At 64.6% G+C, this 18,558-nt stretch carries 14 protein-coding genes; 4 read left to right on the forward strand and 10 right to left on the reverse strand.

Annotated elements, in window-relative coordinates; all coding sequences use genetic code 11:
- Positions 1-75 precede the first annotated feature (75 nt).
- From LJ362_RS12745 to LJ362_RS12755, 3 genes are all read left to right on the forward strand, one after another.
- Positions 76-1,593: a class I adenylate-forming enzyme family protein gene (locus LJ362_RS12745; protein WP_264799425.1), complete on the forward strand. Its 1,518-nt coding sequence runs from the start codon at positions 76-78 to the stop codon at positions 1,591-1,593.
- A 102-nt stretch (positions 1,594-1,695) separates the two neighbouring features.
- A complete protein-coding gene (locus tag LJ362_RS12750) occupies positions 1,696-2,910 on the forward strand; it encodes a hypothetical protein (RefSeq protein WP_264799426.1) in 1,215 nt (404 codons plus the stop codon).
- A 109-nt stretch (positions 2,911-3,019) separates the two neighbouring features.
- A complete protein-coding gene (locus LJ362_RS12755; protein WP_264799427.1) occupies positions 3,020-5,773 on the forward strand; it encodes a PEP/pyruvate-binding domain-containing protein in 2,754 nt (917 codons plus the stop codon).
- A 168-nt stretch (positions 5,774-5,941) separates the two neighbouring features.
- Here LJ362_RS12755 and LJ362_RS12760 read toward each other — a convergent pair whose 3' ends face one another.
- On the reverse strand, positions 5,942-7,363 hold the full coding sequence (locus tag LJ362_RS12760; RefSeq protein WP_264799429.1) for an FtsX-like permease family protein: 1,422 nt from the start codon (positions 7,361-7,363) through the stop codon (positions 5,942-5,944).
- Positions 7,360-8,136 carry an ABC transporter ATP-binding protein gene (locus LJ362_RS12765; RefSeq protein ID WP_264799431.1) on the reverse strand — a complete coding sequence of 259 codons (777 nt, stop codon included), beginning with the start codon at positions 8,134-8,136 and terminating at the stop codon, positions 7,360-7,362. The genes LJ362_RS12760 and LJ362_RS12765 overlap by 4 nt, the downstream gene beginning before the upstream one ends.
- A 209-nt stretch (positions 8,137-8,345) precedes the next feature.
- On the opposite strand from LJ362_RS12765, the gene LJ362_RS12770 reads away from it, so the two are divergent.
- Positions 8,346-8,771 (forward strand): SRPBCC family protein, encoded by a 426-nt coding sequence (locus LJ362_RS12770; RefSeq protein WP_264799432.1) that lies wholly within the window; start codon positions 8,346-8,348, stop codon positions 8,769-8,771.
- Positions 8,772-8,920: 149 nt separating this feature from the next.
- Here LJ362_RS12770 and groL read toward each other — a convergent pair whose 3' ends face one another.
- From groL to LJ362_RS12810, 8 genes are all read right to left on the reverse strand, one after another.
- Complete coding sequence (gene groL, locus LJ362_RS12775) at positions 8,921-10,513, reverse strand: chaperonin GroEL (protein WP_264799433.1); 1,593 nt, start codon at positions 10,511-10,513, stop codon at positions 8,921-8,923.
- 36 nt (positions 10,514-10,549) lie between these two features.
- Positions 10,550-10,843, reverse strand: a complete 294-nt coding sequence (gene groES / locus LJ362_RS12780) for a co-chaperone GroES (RefSeq protein WP_039209993.1) — start codon at positions 10,841-10,843, stop codon at positions 10,550-10,552.
- Positions 10,844-11,232: 389 nt separating this feature from the next.
- On the reverse strand, positions 11,233-12,471 hold the full coding sequence (locus LJ362_RS12785) for a resuscitation-promoting factor (RefSeq protein WP_264799435.1): 1,239 nt from the start codon (positions 12,469-12,471) through the stop codon (positions 11,233-11,235).
- A gap of 245 nt (positions 12,472-12,716) precedes the next feature.
- Positions 12,717-13,718, reverse strand: a complete 1,002-nt coding sequence (locus tag LJ362_RS12790) for a TatD family hydrolase (RefSeq protein WP_264799436.1) — start codon at positions 13,716-13,718, stop codon at positions 12,717-12,719.
- Complete coding sequence (gene metG / locus LJ362_RS12795) at positions 13,718-15,433, reverse strand: methionine--tRNA ligase (RefSeq protein WP_264799437.1); 1,716 nt, start codon at positions 15,431-15,433, stop codon at positions 13,718-13,720. The genes LJ362_RS12790 and metG overlap by 1 nt, the downstream gene beginning before the upstream one ends.
- A gap of 194 nt (positions 15,434-15,627) precedes the next feature.
- Complete coding sequence (locus LJ362_RS12800) at positions 15,628-16,728, reverse strand: hypothetical protein (RefSeq protein ID WP_264799439.1); 1,101 nt, start codon at positions 16,726-16,728, stop codon at positions 15,628-15,630.
- A gap of 271 nt (positions 16,729-16,999) precedes the next feature.
- Positions 17,000-18,001: a 16S rRNA (cytidine(1402)-2'-O)-methyltransferase gene (gene rsmI / locus LJ362_RS12805; protein ID WP_413774254.1), complete on the reverse strand. Its 1,002-nt coding sequence runs from the start codon at positions 17,999-18,001 to the stop codon at positions 17,000-17,002.
- Positions 18,001-18,432, reverse strand: a complete 432-nt coding sequence (locus tag LJ362_RS12810; protein ID WP_264799440.1) for a DUF4190 domain-containing protein — start codon at positions 18,430-18,432, stop codon at positions 18,001-18,003. Before LJ362_RS12810 ends, rsmI begins: the two co-directional genes overlap by 1 nt.
- Positions 18,433-18,558: the final 126 nt, after the last annotated feature.

Here is an 18,558-nt window from a genome sequence, read left to right on the forward strand (position 1 = left end):
GGTGACGTCGCTTCCACAAAGAAATGAATCGTGGTTCAATTGTTCTCAGTATGACACTCGTCACAAGGAGAAGCAATGAAGCTCGGAACCATGCTCGACACCACCGTCCTGCGGAACCCGGACAAGGAAGCCCTGGTCTATGAGGATCAGCGCTTCACCTACGCCCAGCTGCGGCACCGGGCGCTCAAGGCGGCGCAGGTGCTCAGCGACAACGGAATCCGGCCCGGCGACGCCGTGGGCATCATGACGGTGAATGTCCCGGGGTTCGTCTTCGCAGCTTTCGGCGCGTGGTACCTCGGCGCGACCGTCGTACCGGTCAATCACAAGTTCCAGCCCCCAGAGGTCAAGTACACGATCGAGCATTCGGGAGCGAAGCTCGGCATCGTCAGCACCGAGCTCGCCGAAGTCGCGCGGGCCGGGGCACCGGACATCACCTGGTTGGAGACAGAACCCAGCGCCCCGGGCAGCTTCGATGTCGAGCTCGATGCCGCAACCGAGGCCGAGCCCGGCGACTTCACCGATGAGCAGGTCGCGCAGGTCCTCTACACCTCCGGCACGACGAGCTCACCGAAGGGATGCGTGCATTCGCACCGCAATATCTTCCAAGTCGGCACTCTCATCAACCTCAACATGGATTACCGCGACGACGACCGCTACCTCATCTGCATGCCGATCTGGCATTCGGCGCCGCTGAACATCGCACTCATCCCCACCATCCAGATGGGCGGCACCGTCGTCCTCCAGCGGGCTTACCACCCGGTGGACTCGATGCAGATCATCGCCACGGAGGAGATCACGACGTTCTTCGGACCCACTGTCGCCTATGTCGCGCCGATCATGACTGCGAAGAAGCTCGGCTTCGACTTCGGTGATTACGACTTCTCCTCCATTCGCCGGTGGAACTACGGCGGTGCCCCGATCGACCGGGCGACGGCAGCAATGCTCATCGACGCCTACGGGACCAACCAGTTCTACAACCTCTTCGGTATGTCCGAGATGGGTCCGACCGGATGCCTTCTCGGGCCCGAGGATCAGCTGCGCAAGGCGGGTTCCATCGGTCGGCACGCGATGGTCGGCAACGCGATGCGAGTCGTCACGGCCGACGGCGCTGAGGCGGGTCCCGGCGAGACCGGCGAGATCTGGTTCGCCGGTGACACCAGGATGCGCGAATATCTCGGCAATCCCCAAGCCACCGAGGCGGCCTTCGAGGGAGAGTGGTACAAGACCGGTGATCTCGCCCGGATTGATGAGGACGGGTATCTCTATATCGTCGACCGTTCGAAGGACGTCATCATCGTCGGCGGCGAGAACGTGTTTTCCCTCGAGGTCGAGGAGGCCATCATCGCCCACGAGCGGGTCGCCGATGTCGCGGTGGTGGCGAAGCCGGATCCGCAGTGGGGCGAGCAGGTCGTCGCCTTCATCACGACCACCGATGGTATGGACTTCGGCGTCGACGAGCTGCGCGACCACCTGGCCGACAAGCTCGCCCGATACAAACTGCCGCGCGAAGTCTTTGTCATTGACGAGCTGCCGCGCAACCCGTCGGGCAAGCTGCTCAAGCACAAACTGCGCAGCGAGGTGGCTGCCGACTGACGACGGCAGCCAACACGCCGAGAACTGCAGCCGTCCCGGCCGACCGCCGAATTCACGGTCGGGACCGCCCCACCTCGGCCGAACATGTGGTGGACTGGAGTCATGAGCGATGCCTCACTGAGCCTGCGCCACCGGATCATCAACGCGGCCATGCGCACCGTGTACTTCGGCCGCATCCGCGTGCTCGACCTCAGCACGAACCCTGATTCCCAGCCGCCGAAGTCGGCATCATCTCCCGCCGAGGCGGCTCCCACCTCAGGTGCCGACCGTCCCGCCGCATCCGCTGACTCTCCTTCCGCGCCCGGTGGACGTCCCGCCCGGCGACCGCGTCTGATCATCGCCAGCCACCGCAATGGCGCGATCGACGGCCACCAGGTGCTCGCAGCGTTCCCCCACGCTCAGTTCCTCGTCTCGATCCAACTGCTGCGCCACTGGTTCCTCCGGCTCTTCATCGCCGGCATCCCCGTGGTCCGCCCCAAGGACGTCGAGCGCTACGGACTCGATCCCGCTTCAGTGGCCAGCCCCGTCGAGGCGGGACTCGCCCACCTGCGCCGAGGCGGTGACCTCGGTATCTTTCCCGAGGCAAGCAGCGAGTGGGGCCACCGTCCGCAGCCGTACAAGTCCGGCGCCGCCCGGATCGCGTGCTCCCTCATCGCCGACGGCATCGACGTCGAGGTCATCCCTGTGGGCCTGTTCTATTCGACCCCGGATCGGTTCCGCTCCCGCGCCGAGATGGTCCGCGGTCCCGCGGTCACGATTCCCGACCGCGACGGCAGGGCGGACAATGAATGGGAGGCGGCGGTCGCCTCGGCGATGGGTGTCGCCCTTGACGATGTGTCGGTGAACTGCCCGGACGAAGCGACATTCACCGCTGTCGAAGCCCGCGCCCTCGATCGGGCGCGGAGGACTCCGGGCGGCTCGGCAAGCTATGCGCAGGCGTTTCTCGAACTGCAGAACGCGGCCGGCTCGGTCGCTCCCAAAGAAGACGGCCCCACCTCGGCAGGCCAGCCTGAGGGCAGCCCCACCTCGGCGAATACCGTCGCCAGACCGCGGACCTATCCCCTCATCAGGTGGATCGGATTCTTGGCTCTGTGGCTCTTCGCCCCGATCCTCGTGGCCGCCGCGGTCGCCGGATCACGCGCGGACGGTCGCAATACTGTCACATTCTTTCGCCTCCTCGCGGGCTTCGCAGCGGTTATGGTCTGGATACCGGTGCTGATCATCGCGGCGTTCTTCTGGCCCGCGGTCATCGGTGCCGGCGTCCTCAGCGGGGCGCTCGGCTGGCTGCTGCTGGGGGTCCGCCGCATCCGGCTGTGAACCGCCCTTGCTCGACGAACCGCACCGACCCTGCAACCCCACCCCCACTCGACGAACCGCACCACACCTGCCGAACAGTCTCGTGAACCGCAGATCCGAAGGAGCCCCGATGAGCCTCACACTCCGCTTCACCGATCCCCTCGCCACAGAGCTGGCCCGCAGCGGCGGCAAGGGCGCCAGCCTGGCGAAGTCCGCGCAGAACCTGCCCGTACCCGGCGGCTTCATCGTCACCGCCGACGCCTATTCCCAGTTCATCGCACCGCTCCAGTCACGGATCACCGAGCTCATCGGCACCGACTCCCCCGCCGAGGCGATCGCCGACCTCATCCATGCCACCCCCATCCCCGATGCGTGGCTGTCCGAATTCGACGAAGCCGTCGCCGAGGCGGGCCTGACCGGGCAGGCCGTGGGCGTGCGGTCCTCGGGCACGATGGAGGACCTGCCGGGAGCCGCGTTCGCCGGGCAGCACGACACCTACCTCGGCGTGCGCGGAACCGCCGCCATCGCCGAGGCGGTGCGCGACTGCTATGCCTCCCTGTGGAACGAGCACGCCTTCCGCTACCGCCGGCAGCTCGGCGTCGATCAACTTGAGGCGAAGATGGCCGTCGTCGTCCAGCTCATGGTCTCCGTCGGCGCGAACGAAGCCGCAGGCGTCGCGTTCTCCGTCGACCCGGTGCGCGGCAACACCGATGAGGTGCTCATCAACGCAGCCTTCGGCCTCGGTGAGACGGTTGTCGGCGGAGAGGAACCCGTCGACGAATTCCGCGTCCGCCGGGACACCGGCGAGCAGGTCGCAGCCGAGATCGCCGAGAAGCCCACCGCACTCATCATGAGCGGCGGTGGGAACCGCGATGGCGACGGGGCCGGCCACGACGTCGGGGGCGACAGCCTCGGTGAGGCTGACGGTCGGGGTGGCAGCCGCCTCGGTGAGAGTGACGGTGCGCGGACGACGGTCGTCGACCTCAGCGCGGAGCAGCGCACGCGTCCGGCACTGTCAACGGCGCAGGCAAAGGAGGTCGCCGAGCTCGCGGTGGCCGCGGAGAACCATTTCGGTTTCGCTCAAGACATCGAATGGGCGCTGCACGACGGCGATCTCTACCTGCTGCAGTCGCGGCCGATCACGCGGGTGGCTCCGCGGTGGACCCGCGATGAGTCCGCCGAACGCTTCCCCACCCCAGTGACTCCGCTGACCTGGGATCTCGTGGAGGCCGGGTTCCACCATTCGCTCAATCACAGTTTCGATCTCATGGGGCTGCCGCCGTTCGACGACAAATGGTTCGTCATACGCGATTTCTATATCTACGGCAATCAGACCGCGGTCGATCTCTACGCCGGTCGGCTGCCGACGAACATGCTCTCCAGTGTCGAGACGATCACCGAGTCGCTGCCCCAGATCGCTCGGCAGTTCGGATGGGTGCAGGAACTGCCGGTGCAGTGGATGCGCGATCTCGACACGTATCTCATCGGGATCGGTCGCCTGTCGAACGAGCCGTTGGAAGACAAATCGCTGGCACAGGTATGGGATCACGTCATTGCGATCAGTGACCTCGGCACCGAATATTTCCGTCCGAACATCGCGATTTCGCTGACCCAGGGCACGCTCTATGCGGCTCTGCAGCACATGCTCTCGCTCGCTCTCGACGAGGATCAGGCACAGGATGTGTTCGAACGCCTCATGGCATCGACGGAGACGAAGACATCGCAGGTCAACGCCGAGCTGCGAGAACTCTCGCGGCTTGTCGCCGCCGATGCCGATCTGCTCACTGCGCTGGAGGCCCACCATGGTGAGGCCGGGGTCGCGGAGCTGGAGAGGTTCCCGCAGTTCAAGGCATCCTTCGACCGGTTCCTCGAGCAGCACGGACACCGTGAACTCGACTTCGATGCCTACCATCCGACGTGGGTCGAGGCTCCGCACATCGTGCTCGACCAGATCCGTCTGCTCGCCGCCCGGACCGCGGCCGAGGCAGAGGCAAAGGCAGAGGCATCTGAGCCCGGACCGGGCACAGGGTCCGCGTCCGCACCGATGACGGATATGGAGCGCAAGATCGTGCAGGCAGAGACCGAACTCGCCGTCGTCAATGCGGCACCGGAGAAGCTGCGCTACCTCGTCCAGGAAGTCATCCGCCTGGCCCGCACCTACACGGCACTCGACGACCTCGAGCATTATCAGACGACGCGGCTGACCCTGCCGATGCGGCGTGCGTTGAAGGAGCTCGGCGGCAGGCTCGTCGATGCCGGCGTCCTCGTGGAGGCCTCGGACGTCTACTTCATCGACTTCGAGAGTCTCGACGCAGCGATCCGTGCCGACGCCGAGAACCGCGACCTGGGCGCCACCTACACCGCGGCCGCGAACCGCGAGGTGGGCACCGCCGACGCAACCCGCGCCTCAACCAGCGCGGCCGCGGACTCCACGGAAGCAGGAACCGCCTTGGCCGATCTGACCGAGATCGCCGCACAGAACAAGGCCGCCTACGAAGCAGCGGTCGATCGCACACCCGAATGGGAGTACGGCAAAGCAACAGCCGCAGTCGACGCTGACACCGACCACATCACCGGCACCGCAGGCAGCCCGGGGACCGTCGAAGGTGAGGTCTTCGTCGTCCACTCCCCCGCTGATTTCTCATCATTCCCCGACAGAGCGATTCTCGTCGCACGCACCACGAACCCGGCCTGGACGGCTCTGTTCTACCAGGCCGGCGGGGTGATCACCGAAAGCGGCGGAGCACTCTCGCACGGAGCGGTCACCGCTCGTGAGCTCGGGCTGCCCGCCGTCATGGCTGTGCGCGACGCGACCAGCCGCTTCACCTCCGGCCAGCGCGTCCGCGTCGACGGATCGAACGGAACCGTCGTGGAACTCGACTGACCCGCGGATCCCGGTCCCGCCTCGGCGAGGATCCCACCTCAGCGGGGAATCCGTCAGGTCACGAAATCAAGCACCGGGCACGGCCCAGTTTGAGTTGAATAGCCCAGTTTCTAACGTGGGCTTCTCAACTCAAACTGGGCCGTCAGCATCACCAGCCCGCACCGCACCTCACACGGCTTCGAGCGCCTCGACGGGACTGATCGAGGTGGCCGCGCGGGCGGGTTCGCGGCTCGCGACGAACACGGCGATGAGGGTGCCGGCGATGACGGCGATGACGACCGTCCAGGGCACGCTCGGTGCGAAGAGGCCGAGCAGGGGCGAGAGCAGGGTCAGTGCGCCGACCCACCCGAAGCCGATGCCCAGCGGGACGGCGACCGCGCAGGCGGTCAGGCTCAGTTGCAGGCCTTCGGCGGTGATCATCCGCCGCACGCGCTTCGGGGTTTGGCCCAGTGCCATGAGCAGGCCGATCTCCTGAGTGCGCTGCCGCACGGAGAGCATGAGCGTGTTCGCGACGCCGATGACGGCGATGATCACGGAGAACAGGATGAGGGCCAGCGCGAACAGCATCGACTTGTCGATGACCGTGGCCAACGCGTCTTCGAGGCCGCCCCACCCCTCTTCGCCGAGCGACCTGGCATACCGCAGCAGCTGATCGCGGAAGGTCGTCATGGCGGTGGCGAACATGACGATGAGCGTGATGCCGATGACGAGACCGATGACCGTGCGCGCGTTCCGGGTGGGATGGCGGGCGATCGTCGAGGCGGCCAACCGGGACACTGCGGTGCGCCCGCACAGCCAGCCGATCGCCGCCTGCAGGGGCGGCAGGATCCACGGGTGGCCGATGATGACGCCGATGAAGGTCAGGCTTGAGCCGAATGCGGTCAGCACCACGCTGATCACGCTGATCCGATGGTCGGCGGCCCCGATCACGGAGTTGACGAGGAACGTAAGCCCCATCGACAGCAGAATCAGCGAGGCGGTGAGTCCGCCGAGTGAGGCGCGGGCGTCCTCGGGCCGGAGCTCCACCGCCTGCGAGGTCGCCTCGATCGGTGAGATCCCCGTGATGCGGCGCGCACCCAGGTACGCCGAAGCCCAAGTCACGATGATCGTGGCGAGAGCGGGGACGGCCATGGTCGGGGTGAGGAGGGCGACCTCCTCGGTGATGGCGTTGCCGAGGAAATTCTGAGCCGCTCGCGCCAGCCCGGTCGACGCGGCGAAGGCGAGCACCGCGGCGGGGACGGAGATGATCAGTCCCTCCACCGAGGCGGCCCTGCGCAGCCGTTTCGACGACGCACCGATGAGGCGCAGCAGAGCCAGCTGGCGGCTGCGACCGGCGATGATGATCGAGAACGTGTTCGCGATGACGATCGCGGAGACGAAGAGGGCGATGAGGAAGAAGGTGACACCGATCATCGAGAGGAAGTTCTGCGCGGACTCGGATTCGGCGATGATCTTCTCTGACGACAGCCACGCGGTCAGGATCGCGATGCCCTGCATGATCGCGCTGCCGAAGAGGGCGGCGATGAAGACGACGAGGACGCTGGGGAAGAACTGCCGCGGGTTGGTCCTGATTTCGCGCAGCGGGTTCATCGGCTCACCGCGGATTCGGCGCGTTCGTCGATGTCGAGCATGGTCGAGGCGATCGCTTCGGCGGTGATGGTGTCGTTCAGTTCCGTCACCGGGGTGCCGTCAGCGATGAAGACGACGCGGTCGGCGTGGGCGGCGACGATCGGGTCGTGGGTGACGAGCACGATCGATTGCCCGAAGTCGCGGACGGCCTCGACCATGATCGCCATGACTTCGCGACCGGACTTCGCGTCGAGGTTGCCGGTCGGTTCGTCGGCGAAGAGGATGTCCGGGCGGGTCGCGAGTGCCCGGGCGATTGCGGTGCGCTGCTGTTGGCCGCCGGAGAGTTCGTTGGGGCGGTGTTTGAGTCGGTCTTCCAACCCCAGGCGGTGAACGACCGTGGAGATCCAGGCACGTTCGTCGGCACCCGGCCGACGGTCGTCGAGTTCGAAGGGCAAGCGGATGTTCTCTTTGACGGTGAGCGTAGGCACGAGGTTGAACGCTTGGAAGACGAATCCGATCCGGCGGCGGCGCAGGGCGGTGAGATCGTCGTCGCGCAGCTTCGTGATCTCCTCTTCGCCCAGGTGGACCGTGCCCGAGGTGGGACGATCGAGTCCGGCGAGGACGTGCATGAGTGTTGACTTCCCGGATCCCGAGGGCCCCATCACCGCGGTCAGCTTGGCCGGTGCGATGTCGAGGCTGACCCCGCTGAGAGCCGTGACCGCTGCCCCTTTCGGATCGAAGACCTTCGAAACGTCGCGAAGTCGGGCGATGGGCATCGTCGGGCCGGTGGTCATAGATTCCTCATGCGTCGGTGCAAGCTGTCATTTCCAGACTAACGAGGATCGCCACTCAGAAACATGAAAAGCGACTGGCCAGTAGGTGTGAGCCAGCTGTGTACGGTCTGCTGCGAGCGGCACGAGGGACGGCACTCTTTGTCGGCCCGCGCGCCATGGAGCGCTCCCTTTCCCTGGCCGCGCTGCTTCTCTTATGGTCCAGTTGGGGGATGACGAATCCAGCGCTCCACCTCTCGACTCCCATCAACGTCTCCCCCGCCGAGGTGGCCGCCTTCGCCGGCGATCCCGCGAACCTTCCGGCCTGGGCCGCGGGACTGAGCAACGGAATTCGCGAGGAGGCCGGCCGCTGGATCACGGACTCCCCGATGGGTGAGGTCGAGGTCCGCTTCGGCCCGCATACGGATCTGGGCATCCTCGGTCACGACGTGATCTTCCCCGACGGCACGGTCGTGCTAAATCCCCTGCGGGTGCTCACCAACGGCACCGGCGCCGAGGTGGTCTTCACCCTCTTCCGTCTGCCGGGAGTCGATCTCGCCGAGTTCGACCGCGACGCCGACATGGTCCGCGCCGACCTCGCCCGCCTGCGAGCCCAGCTCGAGAGCGCTCACGGCTGCGGCACCGTCTCAGACGAATAGCACTGTTTCAAACATGTGCCACTCGACTTCTCCTGTGCCGCACGCAAACCGGGGTGGCCGCCTCGGTGACGGTGAATGCGGCAGTGGCCCGGAACGTGATGTTCCGGGCCACTGTCGTGGTCAGAGATGACTCAGTCCGAGCGAATGGCTCAGTCCTCGTCCTCCTCGTCCTTCTTCTCGACGACCAGGGTCTCGGTGGTGAGAACCAGGGCGGCGATCGAAGCGGCGTTGCGCAGCGCCGAACGGGTGACCTTGACGGGGTCGATGATTCCGGCGCCGATGAGGTCGCCGTATTCGTCGATGGCGGCGTTGTAGCCCTGTCCGGACTCGAGGTCCTGGACCTTGGCGACGACGACGTAGCCGTCCTGGCCCGCGTTGGCGGCGATCCAGCGCAGCGGCTGGACGACTCCGCGCTTGACGATCTCGGCGCCGGTGAGTGCGTCACCGGACAGTCCGAGGTCGTTGCCGTCGAGGACCTTCGCAGCGTGGATCAGAGCCGATCCACCGCCGGCGACGACACCCTCTTCGATGGCGGCTCGAGTAGCGGACACGGCGTCTTCGACGCGGTGCTTGCGCTCCTTGAGCTCCACCTCGGTGGCGGCGCCGACCTTGATGACGGCGACTCCGCCGGAGAGCTTGGCCAAGCGCTCCTGCAGCTTCTCGCGGTCCCAGTCGGAATCGGTGTTCTCGACCTCGGCGCGGATCTGAGCGACACGACCGGCAACAGCATCGTCGGCACCGGCACCATCGATGATGGTGGTGTTGTCCTTGGTGACGGTGATGGTGCGGGCGTTGCCGAGCTCTTCCAGGGTGACCTGATCGAGCTTCATGCCCATATCCGGGGTGACGACCTGGCCTCCGGTGAGGACGGCGAGGTCCTCGAGGATGGCCTTGCGGCGGTCACCGAAGCCGGGAGCCTTGACGGCGGCGACGTTGATGATTCCGCGCAGCTTGTTGACGACCAGGGTCGACAGAGCTTCTCCCTCGATGTCCTCGGCGATGATGAACAGCGGCTTGCCTGCCTGCTGCACCTTCTCGAGGACGGGCAGGAGCTCCTGGATGTTGGAGATCTTGCCCTGGTTGATGAGGATGAGAGCGTCGGAGAGCACAGCCTCCTGACGATCGGCGTCGGTCACGAAGTGCGGCGACAGGAAGCCCTTGTCGAACTGCATTCCTTCGGTGATCTCGAGCTCGACGGACGCGGCCTGCGACTCGTCGATTGTGATGACGCCATCCTTGCCGACCTTGTCGAAGGCATCGGCGATGAGCTTGCCGATCTCGGGCGACTGAGCCGACAGACCGGCGACGTGTGCGATCTCCGAGGAGTCGGCGACGTCGCGGGCGATCGTGCCCAGCTGCTGCGAGACGGCCTCGACGGCGGTCTCGATGCCGCGCTTGAGCTGTCCGGGTGCGGCACCGGCGGCAACGTTGCGCAGTCCTTCGTTGACGAAGGCCTGAGCGAGCACGGTCGCGGTGGTGGTTCCGTCACCGGCGATGTCGTTGGTCTTGGTGGCGACTTCCTTGGCCAGCTGTGCGCCGAGGTTCTCGTAAGGATCGTCGACCTCGACCTCACGGGCGATGGTCACACCATCGTTCGTGATCGTGGGAGCGCCCCACTTCTTATCGAGCACGACGTTGCGGCCCTTGGGTCCCAGCGTAACCTTGACGGTGTCGGCCAGGGTGTTGACACCCTTTTCGAGTGCACGACGAGCTTCGTCGTTGAATTCCAGAGTCTTAGGCATTCGTCCTCCTGTCAGTGAAGTAGTTGTTCAGGGGATTCAGCCGATGACGGCGAGCACGTCGCGAGCCGAGAGCACGAGGAACTCTTCGCCTGCGTACTTGACTTCGGTGCCTCCGTACTTGGAGTAGATGACCTTGTCGCCGACGGCGACGTCGACCGGCACACGGTTTCCGTTGTCAGCAACGCGGCCCGGGCCCACTGCGACAACTTCGCCTTCCTGAGGCTTTTCCTTGGCGGTTTCGGGAATGACCAGACCACTGGCGGTAGTCTGTTCTGCTTCGACCTGACGGATGACAATCCGATCTTCGAGTGGCTTGATGGAGACCGACATATCGGGCCCTCTCCCTTCGCTGGGTTCTATTTCATCGAGTCAGACGGCGGCTGCTGCCATGAACCTCTCGTCGTCGCGGGTGCCGAGCGATTCGACCGTCTCATGAAACTGGCACTCAATGAGTGCTAGTGCTAATTCGACTCTAGAACGCTCTTAGCACTCGGTCAACTTGAGTGCCAACAATTCGTCATGCTCTGGGCGAAAGTTCAGATTGGGCCCGGAAGTCGGGGCAGCGGGGCACCGAAAAGCGTGGGCCCCGAGGATCTCTCCTCGGGGCCCACGCTCCTTGCTGACCGCCTCAGCTCAGTTGTCGATATCTGTTGTCAATGGCGGCCAGAGTTCTTGGCCTTTGCAGGCGCTCAGTCGGCGACTCCACACCTGATCTCAGATCAGGCGCAGGCCCACTGTCCCCAGCCGGCTGCAGCCTGGAGCTTCTTGGCGCGCTCGAACTGCTCACGCGGGCTGGCGTCGACCGGGTTGCCGCTGCCGCCCATGGACTGCCAGGTGGCGAGCTTGAACTGGAACAGGCCGAAGTGTGCGTTGTTCGACTTGTTCACCGCACGAGGGTTGAAGTTCGATTCGCACTTGGCAACCTGGTACCACTTGGATCCAGGTCCGCCGAGCATCGCCTTGATCTCTTCGGTGCTCATATCGCCGCCACCGGAGCCGGCGTCGCTGCCGCCGGTGGACGAGTCACCGGAGTCACCGGAATCGCCCGAGTCGCCCGAACCGGAATCGCCGGAGTCACCCGAGTCGGAGCCGCCGGTGTCGGCCGGTGCTTCCTTCTTCTTGGTGCCCTGGATGACGACCTTGGTCTTGGGTTCGGAGATGACCTGCTCGTCCTTCTTCTCCTTCTTGACCTCTTCGCCATTGATCGTCTTGACCTTGTAGGTGACCTGCTTCTCGCCGTCCTTGCCTTGCGCTTCGACCTTGGTCTCACCCTCGTAGAGGGAATCGGACTTCTTGGTCTCCACCTTGGCCTTGATGGCCTGCTTGTCCTTGACGGTGTCGTTCTTCACGCGGTTGACGGTCAGCACCTGGCCGTCGGAGACCTCGGCGGACATCGGCACGGACAGGAAGTCGTCCTTGTCGAGCTTGACGCCCGTGTCCTTGAGGGCTTCCTTAGCGGTGCCCACAGCGGCCGAGACCTTGTGGTCCTTGCCGTCGGCGACGACGGTGAGGTCCTTCGCCGTGGTCACCTCGATGTCATTGCCCTCGTCCTTCAGACGCTGGCTGGCCTTAGCGTTGAGGTCGGCGCCCTTCGCGTCGACGCCGAGGTCGGCCAGAGCCTGACCCACGGTGTTCGCGTTGGTCCATTCGTTCGTTTCCTTGCCATCGACGGACAGCGCAACCTTCTTGGCCGTGTTGACGGTGATCGTCATGTCACGGTCAACCTTGGTGCCCACACCGGGCTTGACCTGGTCGCGCTTATCGACATCGATTTCGTGGCTGTCGAGGATGTCCCCGACCGTTCCACCGAAGGTTCGGATCTCTTCGGCCTGTCCGTTGACCTCCAAGGTCACGGGCTTGTTCATGGTCACAACTGCGCCCGTGCCACCGACGAGCCCGGTGATCACGACCGCCTGTGCAGCGATCTGAACCTTGCGGTTCTTCAGAAAATCAATCACAAAAATATCCCTGAGCAGAGTTTATCGACCTGTTCACTGTAACCGATTCGTTACACGGTTCGCAAAATATCACGGAAATGTAACGGTGTGAGTTTCCTGAGGGCGTGTCTGACCTGGAGTTCCCCGAGTTTCAGGGCATTCTCGATCGTGATATTTCCTCGCCGAGGCGGCCGCACGTTCCGTTATCTCGCTCACAGAACGACAGGCTGAGCTCTGCTCAATCAGAACGACGGGCTGAGCTCTGCTCAATCCCAGCTGCCGAGGGCCCGCTCCGCGTTGTTCCATACGGCCGCGCACAGATCCTCTTCGCTCATCCCACGCACCTCGGCGAGCTTCCGCGCTGTGAGCGCCGTGAGGTAGGGGCCTCCCGGCTTACCGCGATGCGGGTGCGGGGTGAGGAAGGGCGCGTCGGTCTCCGTCAGCAGCAGCTCCAACGGAGCGGCCGCCGCTGCCCGCCGCAGCTCGTCGGCGTTCTTGAACGTGAGGTTGCCGGCGAAGGACATGTAGTAGCCCTCGGCAGCACATTCACGGGCCATCGCCTCGTCACCGGAGTAGCAGTGGAAGATCGTGACATCGGGGGCGCCTTCCTCCTTGAGAATGCGCAGCACATCGGCATGTGCCTCCCGATCGTGGATCTGCAGTGCACGTCCGGTGCGCTTGGCGATCTCGATATGAGCTCGGAAGGAGCGCTCCTGTTCGGCGACTCCCTCTTCCGCCGTGCGGAAGTAGTCGAGACCGGTCTCCCCCACCACACGCATGCGCTCGTGCGAGCTCACGAGCGATTCGATCTCGGTGAGAGCGTCATCGAGCAGGCCGCGTTCGGCCAGCCGTGGGGCTTCGTTCGGGTGGAGGGCGGCTCCGCCGATCATCCATGCCCGCCCCCCGGCAGGAGGGGCGGGCACGGTGCGGGGGTCGGCCGCCTCGGCGAGGGATCCCACCTCCGTGGCCGCCTCGGCGGGGGTGCCTGAATACTGGGAAGCCACGAGCGCAGTCGTCCACCGGGCTGCCGGAAGGTCGCAGCCGATCTGGACGATGCGACGGACTCCCGCCTCGGCGGCGGTGTCATGGAAGAAATCCAGCGACGGGAACTCTTCGTCCGTCTCCGGGGTCACCTCGGGTTCGGGTTCACCAGCACTTAGCGGCAGCCGCACACCCGTGCAGATGTCGAGGTGGGTGTGGGTGTCGACGATGGGATGAGCGAGCGGTTCGGGCACCGGTGGATAGGTTCCGGCGGCGCGCGAGGCCATTATTCGGTCTCCTCCACGAACTTCGGGAACACGGGTTCGGGCTTCGGCAGGGGCGTGCCCGGCTCGAGCGGGAACTCGACGGCCGCGAACGACCGGGGATCCGCCTCGGCGGCGGCGATGCCATCGGCAGCGGCCTCGGCGACATTCGGCGCCAGGGCGGCCGACGCGTAGGCGGCACCGGCGGCAACACCGATGGCCGCACTCGCGGATACGGCCCCCATCGCCTCGGCGCCGGACCCGGAATCGACGGCGGTCGGCAGGACCTTCGCGCCGGCCTCACCGACTCCGGTGGGCACACCGAGGAGGTCGAGGATCTTGCCCGCGGAATCCGGCATGACCGGCTGGATGAGGATGGAGATGATGCGCACGACCTCGATCGTCACCCACAGCACGGTGGTCATGCGATCGGGATCGGTCTTCTTCAGCTTCCACGGTTCCTGCGCGGAGAAGTAGCGGTTGGCCTCGGACAGCACCTTCCAGCAGGCCTCGACATAGAGGTGGAGGGCCTGGGTGTCGACGTGGCGTCGGGCGGTGTCGGGCACGGCGCGGGCGAGGGCGAGGAGCTTCTCGTCCGCCTCGGTGAGTTCGCCTGGCTGCGGCACCTGGGCGTCGCAGTTCTTCTGGATCATCGACAGCGAGCGCTGGGCGAGGTTGCCGTACTCGTTGGCGAGGTCGGAGTTCTTCCGGGTGATGATCGAGTCCTTCGTGTACGAACCGTCGTGGCCGTAGGAGAACTCGCGGAAGAGGAAGAAGCGCAGGGTGTCCAAGCCGAAGGCGTCGACGAGGTCGAGGGGGTCGACGACGTTGCCGACGGACTTCGACATCTTCTCGCCGGAGTTGAAGAGGAAGCCGTGGGCGTGGACGCGCCCCGGCAGCTCGATGCCGGCGCTCATGAGGAAGGCGGGCCAGTAGACCGAGTGGAAGCGGATGATGTCCTTGCCGATGATGTGGACATCGGCGGGCCACCACTTGCTGAGGCGCTCCTGGTCATCGGGGTAGCCGGCCGCGGTGATGTAGTTCGTCAGGGCGTCGATCCACACGTACATCACGTGCTTGTCGTTGCCGGGAACCGGCACACCCCAGTCGAAGGTGGTGCGGGAGATGGAGAGGTCCTTGAGCCCGGATGCGACGAACGAGGCGATCTCGTTGCGGCGGGAGTCGGGGCCGATGAATTCGGGGTGGTTCTTGTACAGCTCGAGCAGCTTGTCCTGGTACTTCGAGAGGCGGAAGAAGTAGGACTCCTCTTCCGTCCAGGTCACCTCGGTGCGGGTCTCCTTGGACAGGCGCACGCCGTCGACGACCTCGGTCTCGTCGTCGGTGTAGAACGCCTCGTCGCGCACGGAGTACCAGCCGGAGTACGTGTCGAGGTAGATATCGCCGGCCTCTTCGAGCTTGCGCCAGATGGCCTGCGAGGCGGCGTAGTGGTCTTCGTCGGTGGTGCGGATGAACCGGTCGAAGGTCGAGCCGAGGGCGAGCTGGGTGTCGCGGAAGTTCTTCGCGTTGTCGTCAGCGAGTTCTTTGGGGGTGATGCCGAGCTTGTTCGCCGCCTGCAGCATCTTCAGTCCGTGCTCGTCGGTGCCGGTGCAGAAGAAGACATCATGATTGTCCAGTCGCTTGAACCGGGCGATCGTGTCGGCCGCAATGTACTCATAGGCATGCCCGATGTGAATGGCCCCGTTGGGGTAGGCAATCGCTGTCGTCAAGTAGTAACCCATAGGGAACTCAGTCTAAGGGACGCGGCGCGGCGGGCGCGCATGGGCAGGTGCGGTTGGGATGTGGGTGGGACCGCGAGTGAGGATTCGCTAGTGGCACGGTTTGAGTCAAGAAGCACCCGTTTGAACAAGTGCCAAGCGTCTCAAACTGTGCCGTCACCGTTCCCGGCCCCATGAAACACTTCGGCGAGGACGAGTCAGAGAATCAGCCTGTTGCTGCAACGGCTTCGCAGCTCGGGCGCCTGGTGAAACAGTTTCTCGCTGAACAGCTTCGGCGAGTGAACTTCGCTGAATTGGAAACGAACGACTTTGTACCCCATAGCCAGCAGACGATTGTGCTGTCGGCTCTCCTTGCTCATGACGTCGAAGCCTCCATCGACATACTTCTGCGTCCCATCGACATAGAGAGCAATTCTGTCCTCCCGGAAAAGGAAATCGAGTCTCGTCAGCCGTCGACCTCGGTCGATGATGTCGACCTGCTGGGCAAAGTCGTGCAACCCGAGCAGGTGCAGATTGAACGCCGCTTGGCTTTCCGCATAGCTTTCGGACAGAGGTGAGGCGAGTCTTGCTAGTCTCGACGCAATCATCTTTCCCTTGGCCAGTCGTCTGATCGGCGATAGAAAGAGGTCGATCTGTGCTCGGGGTACATCGTCAAGCAGGTGCGGCGGATAGCCGAGCTTGAAAATGCGGTCCTCGTCGTCGCCAAGCATATGTCGCCGAAGCACCTGCTCCATCGCCGCAAAACCGGCGGCGTTACCGAGTTCGCTACGAAGATCCAGCACGGTTCGAGCCGGCGTTGTCACTCGCAGCCCCTCAACAGTGCAGATGTCTTCTTCCGCGATCAACCTGCGTCGACGCACCAGTTCGCTTGTCCGCGTACTCGCTGCCGGATGGAACACCGACACTGATGTATCCGGCTCATTGAACATCCCGATCCTATGCAAGCGTGCAGCGGAGACTCCGCAGATGATGTCCTCCGGGCGAAAGTGCGGATAGTGGACGATCCGCAGATGTTTCAGATGTTCTTCATACCTGCGTGCATGAGGAGGTTCGCTGCTCAGGCCCGCTTCATGCTGCTCGAGCCAGGGCACGTCCGTTGCGAAGGCGGAGAACCGCCTGTGTGCTCGGACGTCGCACCTTCGGATCACCGAATACACGCCTCGAGACAATCGCTTCAGACAGCAATCCAAGGCTCCCCGGATCTCCGTTGTTGAGACTCCGACATTGCGCAGGTCCTGGAAGTAGACAATATTGCTCTTCATTTCGCCACCATGTCGAAACGAGGTCAACAGCGACAAGACCTGATTCGAAGCTGTGGATACGGCCTGACCATCCACAGACGGGAGGAGGACGAGTCCGCGGAGACCCTGCATGCCACTGCGTCTGAGTCGTGACGATGTACTGGCGCCCGGGTCTTCGCCTCAAGTCAAGCCGAACCCAGCCCCTAGCTGCTGACGGCCCCAATTGAGTTGGAAAGCCCCTGTTTGAAACCGTGCTTTCTGACTTCGAGTGTGCCGTAGCCATCCACAGCGGGAGGCGTACGAGTCGCAGCCGGCGAGGGCCTACCACTCACTCGCGGTGGAGCCAGGCCTCGTAGACGTCGCGCTTCGACAGGCCGAACTTCTTCGCCACCTGTCCGGCCGCATCCTTGGCACGCATACCGGAGTCGACCAGTCCGCTGACCTCGCCGAGGTGGTCCTCAGGAGCCGTTTCGACCTCCGTGGCACCGGCGAGCACCAGGGTCAGTTCCCCGCGCAGTCCTTCGGCGGCCTGATCGCGCAATGAACCGACGGTTCCGCGCACAGTCTCCTCGTAGGTCTTCGTCAGCTCGCGGCTGATGGCCATGGGCCGGTCGGCGCCGATGATCTCGGCGAAGTCGTCCATCGCATCGGCGATGCGGTGCGGACTTTCGAAGAAGACCATCGTCCGCTTCTCGGCCTTGAGATCGGTCAGCAGGGTCTTGCGCTGCCCGGACTTGCGCGGCAGGAACCCTTCGAAGCTGAACCGGTCGCTCGGCAGTCCCGAGACCGCGAGAGCCATGAGCACTGCGGACGGGCCCGGCGTCGACGTGATCGGAAGTCCCGCCTCGGCGCAGGCCTTGACCACGCGGTAGCCGGGGTCAGAGACGGCGGGCATTCCCGCGTCGGAGAGCAGGACAACGGTCTCACCGGCGGCGATGATGCCGACGATTTCGGGCGCTCGGTGGCCCTCATTATGGTCGAAGACGCTGATGACCCGTTTCGTATGCGTGAGGTCGAGTCGCTGCGCCAGTGATAGGAACCGCCGCGTGTCCTCGGCGGCGATGACATCGGCCGTTTCGATGGCCTCCCGCATCCGCGGGCTCGCATCGCCGAGGTTGCCGATCGGAGTGCCGACCAGGATCAGTCGACCGCCTGTGAGTTTCGGACCGGACCTCAGCCCCGCGTCATCGGTCTGGTCGATGTCACCGGAAGGGGCCGCCTCGGTGAGGTTGTCATCGTCACCGTGGCCGGTCCCCTCGGTGGGGTCCTTGTCCGAGGCCGGGTCCGCGTCTGCGGTGGACTCAGAGTTCGGATTCGAGGAATCCTCGATCACGAAGCGCCTTCAGCCGCGAAGAGCACGGCGAACATCCCGACGTAGAGAAGGATCATGAAGACCCAGAAGAGGATCCAGAGGATGGTGCCGATGTAGCCGACCCACAGAGCCGCGATCGCCATGCCGTCGCCGCGCTCACCGCGTTCCTTGATCTGCTTGCGGGCGATGTGGCCCATTATGATGCCAGCGATGCCGCCGATGAAGACCGACGAGATGACACCGAAGATCGAGGCGCACATCCCGACGATAGCCAGCACGTTCGTCGGCGGAAGCTGCTGGTACCCATAACCGGGACCGCCGGCGTACTGCGCATTGGCCGCGTAGGCGTTGTTCTGGCTGTACGACTGGGCACTGTATGAGCTGCCCGCGTTCGACTGGGGCTGCTGGTAGTACATGTCCGGATTGTTCCAGTTATTCTGGCTGCTCATAGCGAAGTCTCCTTGTGGTTGCCTTCAACGGTACAGAGTCGTCGGTGGCGGCAAAAGGTGGGGCGGTTACAGGTCAATCACAGTTGGGGATGCGGGCCGTGGGATGGGATGCCGGTTCTGCCTTGC

The sequence above is a fragment of the Brevibacterium sp. JSBI002 genome (genome assembly GCF_026013965.1).
In the GTDB taxonomy this organism is placed as follows: Bacteria; Actinomycetota; Actinomycetes; order Actinomycetales; family Brevibacteriaceae; genus Brevibacterium.

What these genes read in the sequence shown, in the direction of transcription:
- LJ362_RS12745 (WP_264799425.1), top strand. Translation starts at nt 76, where the DNA reads ATGAAGCTCGGAACCATGCTCGACACCACCGTCCTGCGGAACCCGGAC.
- LJ362_RS12750 (WP_264799426.1), top strand. Translation starts at nt 1,696, where the DNA reads ATGAGCGATGCCTCACTGAGCCTGCGCCACCGGATCATCAACGCGGCC.
- LJ362_RS12755 (WP_264799427.1), top strand. Translation starts at nt 3,020, where the DNA reads ATGAGCCTCACACTCCGCTTCACCGATCCCCTCGCCACAGAGCTGGCC.
- LJ362_RS12760 (WP_264799429.1), bottom strand. Translation starts at nt 7,363, where the DNA reads ATGAACCCGCTGCGCGAAATCAGGACCAACCCGCGGCAGTTCTTCCCC.
- LJ362_RS12765 (WP_264799431.1), bottom strand. Translation starts at nt 8,136, where the DNA reads ATGACCACCGGCCCGACGATGCCCATCGCCCGACTTCGCGACGTTTCG.
- LJ362_RS12770 (WP_264799432.1), top strand. Translation starts at nt 8,346, where the DNA reads ATGACGAATCCAGCGCTCCACCTCTCGACTCCCATCAACGTCTCCCCC.
- groL (WP_264799433.1), bottom strand. Translation starts at nt 10,513, where the DNA reads ATGCCTAAGACTCTGGAATTCAACGACGAAGCTCGTCGTGCACTCGAA.
- groES (WP_039209993.1), bottom strand. Translation starts at nt 10,843, where the DNA reads ATGTCGGTCTCCATCAAGCCACTCGAAGATCGGATTGTCATCCGTCAG.
- LJ362_RS12790 (WP_264799436.1), bottom strand. Translation starts at nt 13,718, where the DNA reads ATGGCCTCGCGCGCCGCCGGAACCTATCCACCGGTGCCCGAACCGCTC.
- metG (WP_264799437.1), bottom strand. Translation starts at nt 15,433, where the DNA reads ATGGGTTACTACTTGACGACAGCGATTGCCTACCCCAACGGGGCCATT.
- LJ362_RS12810 (WP_264799440.1), bottom strand. Translation starts at nt 18,432, where the DNA reads ATGAGCAGCCAGAATAACTGGAACAATCCGGACATGTACTACCAGCAG.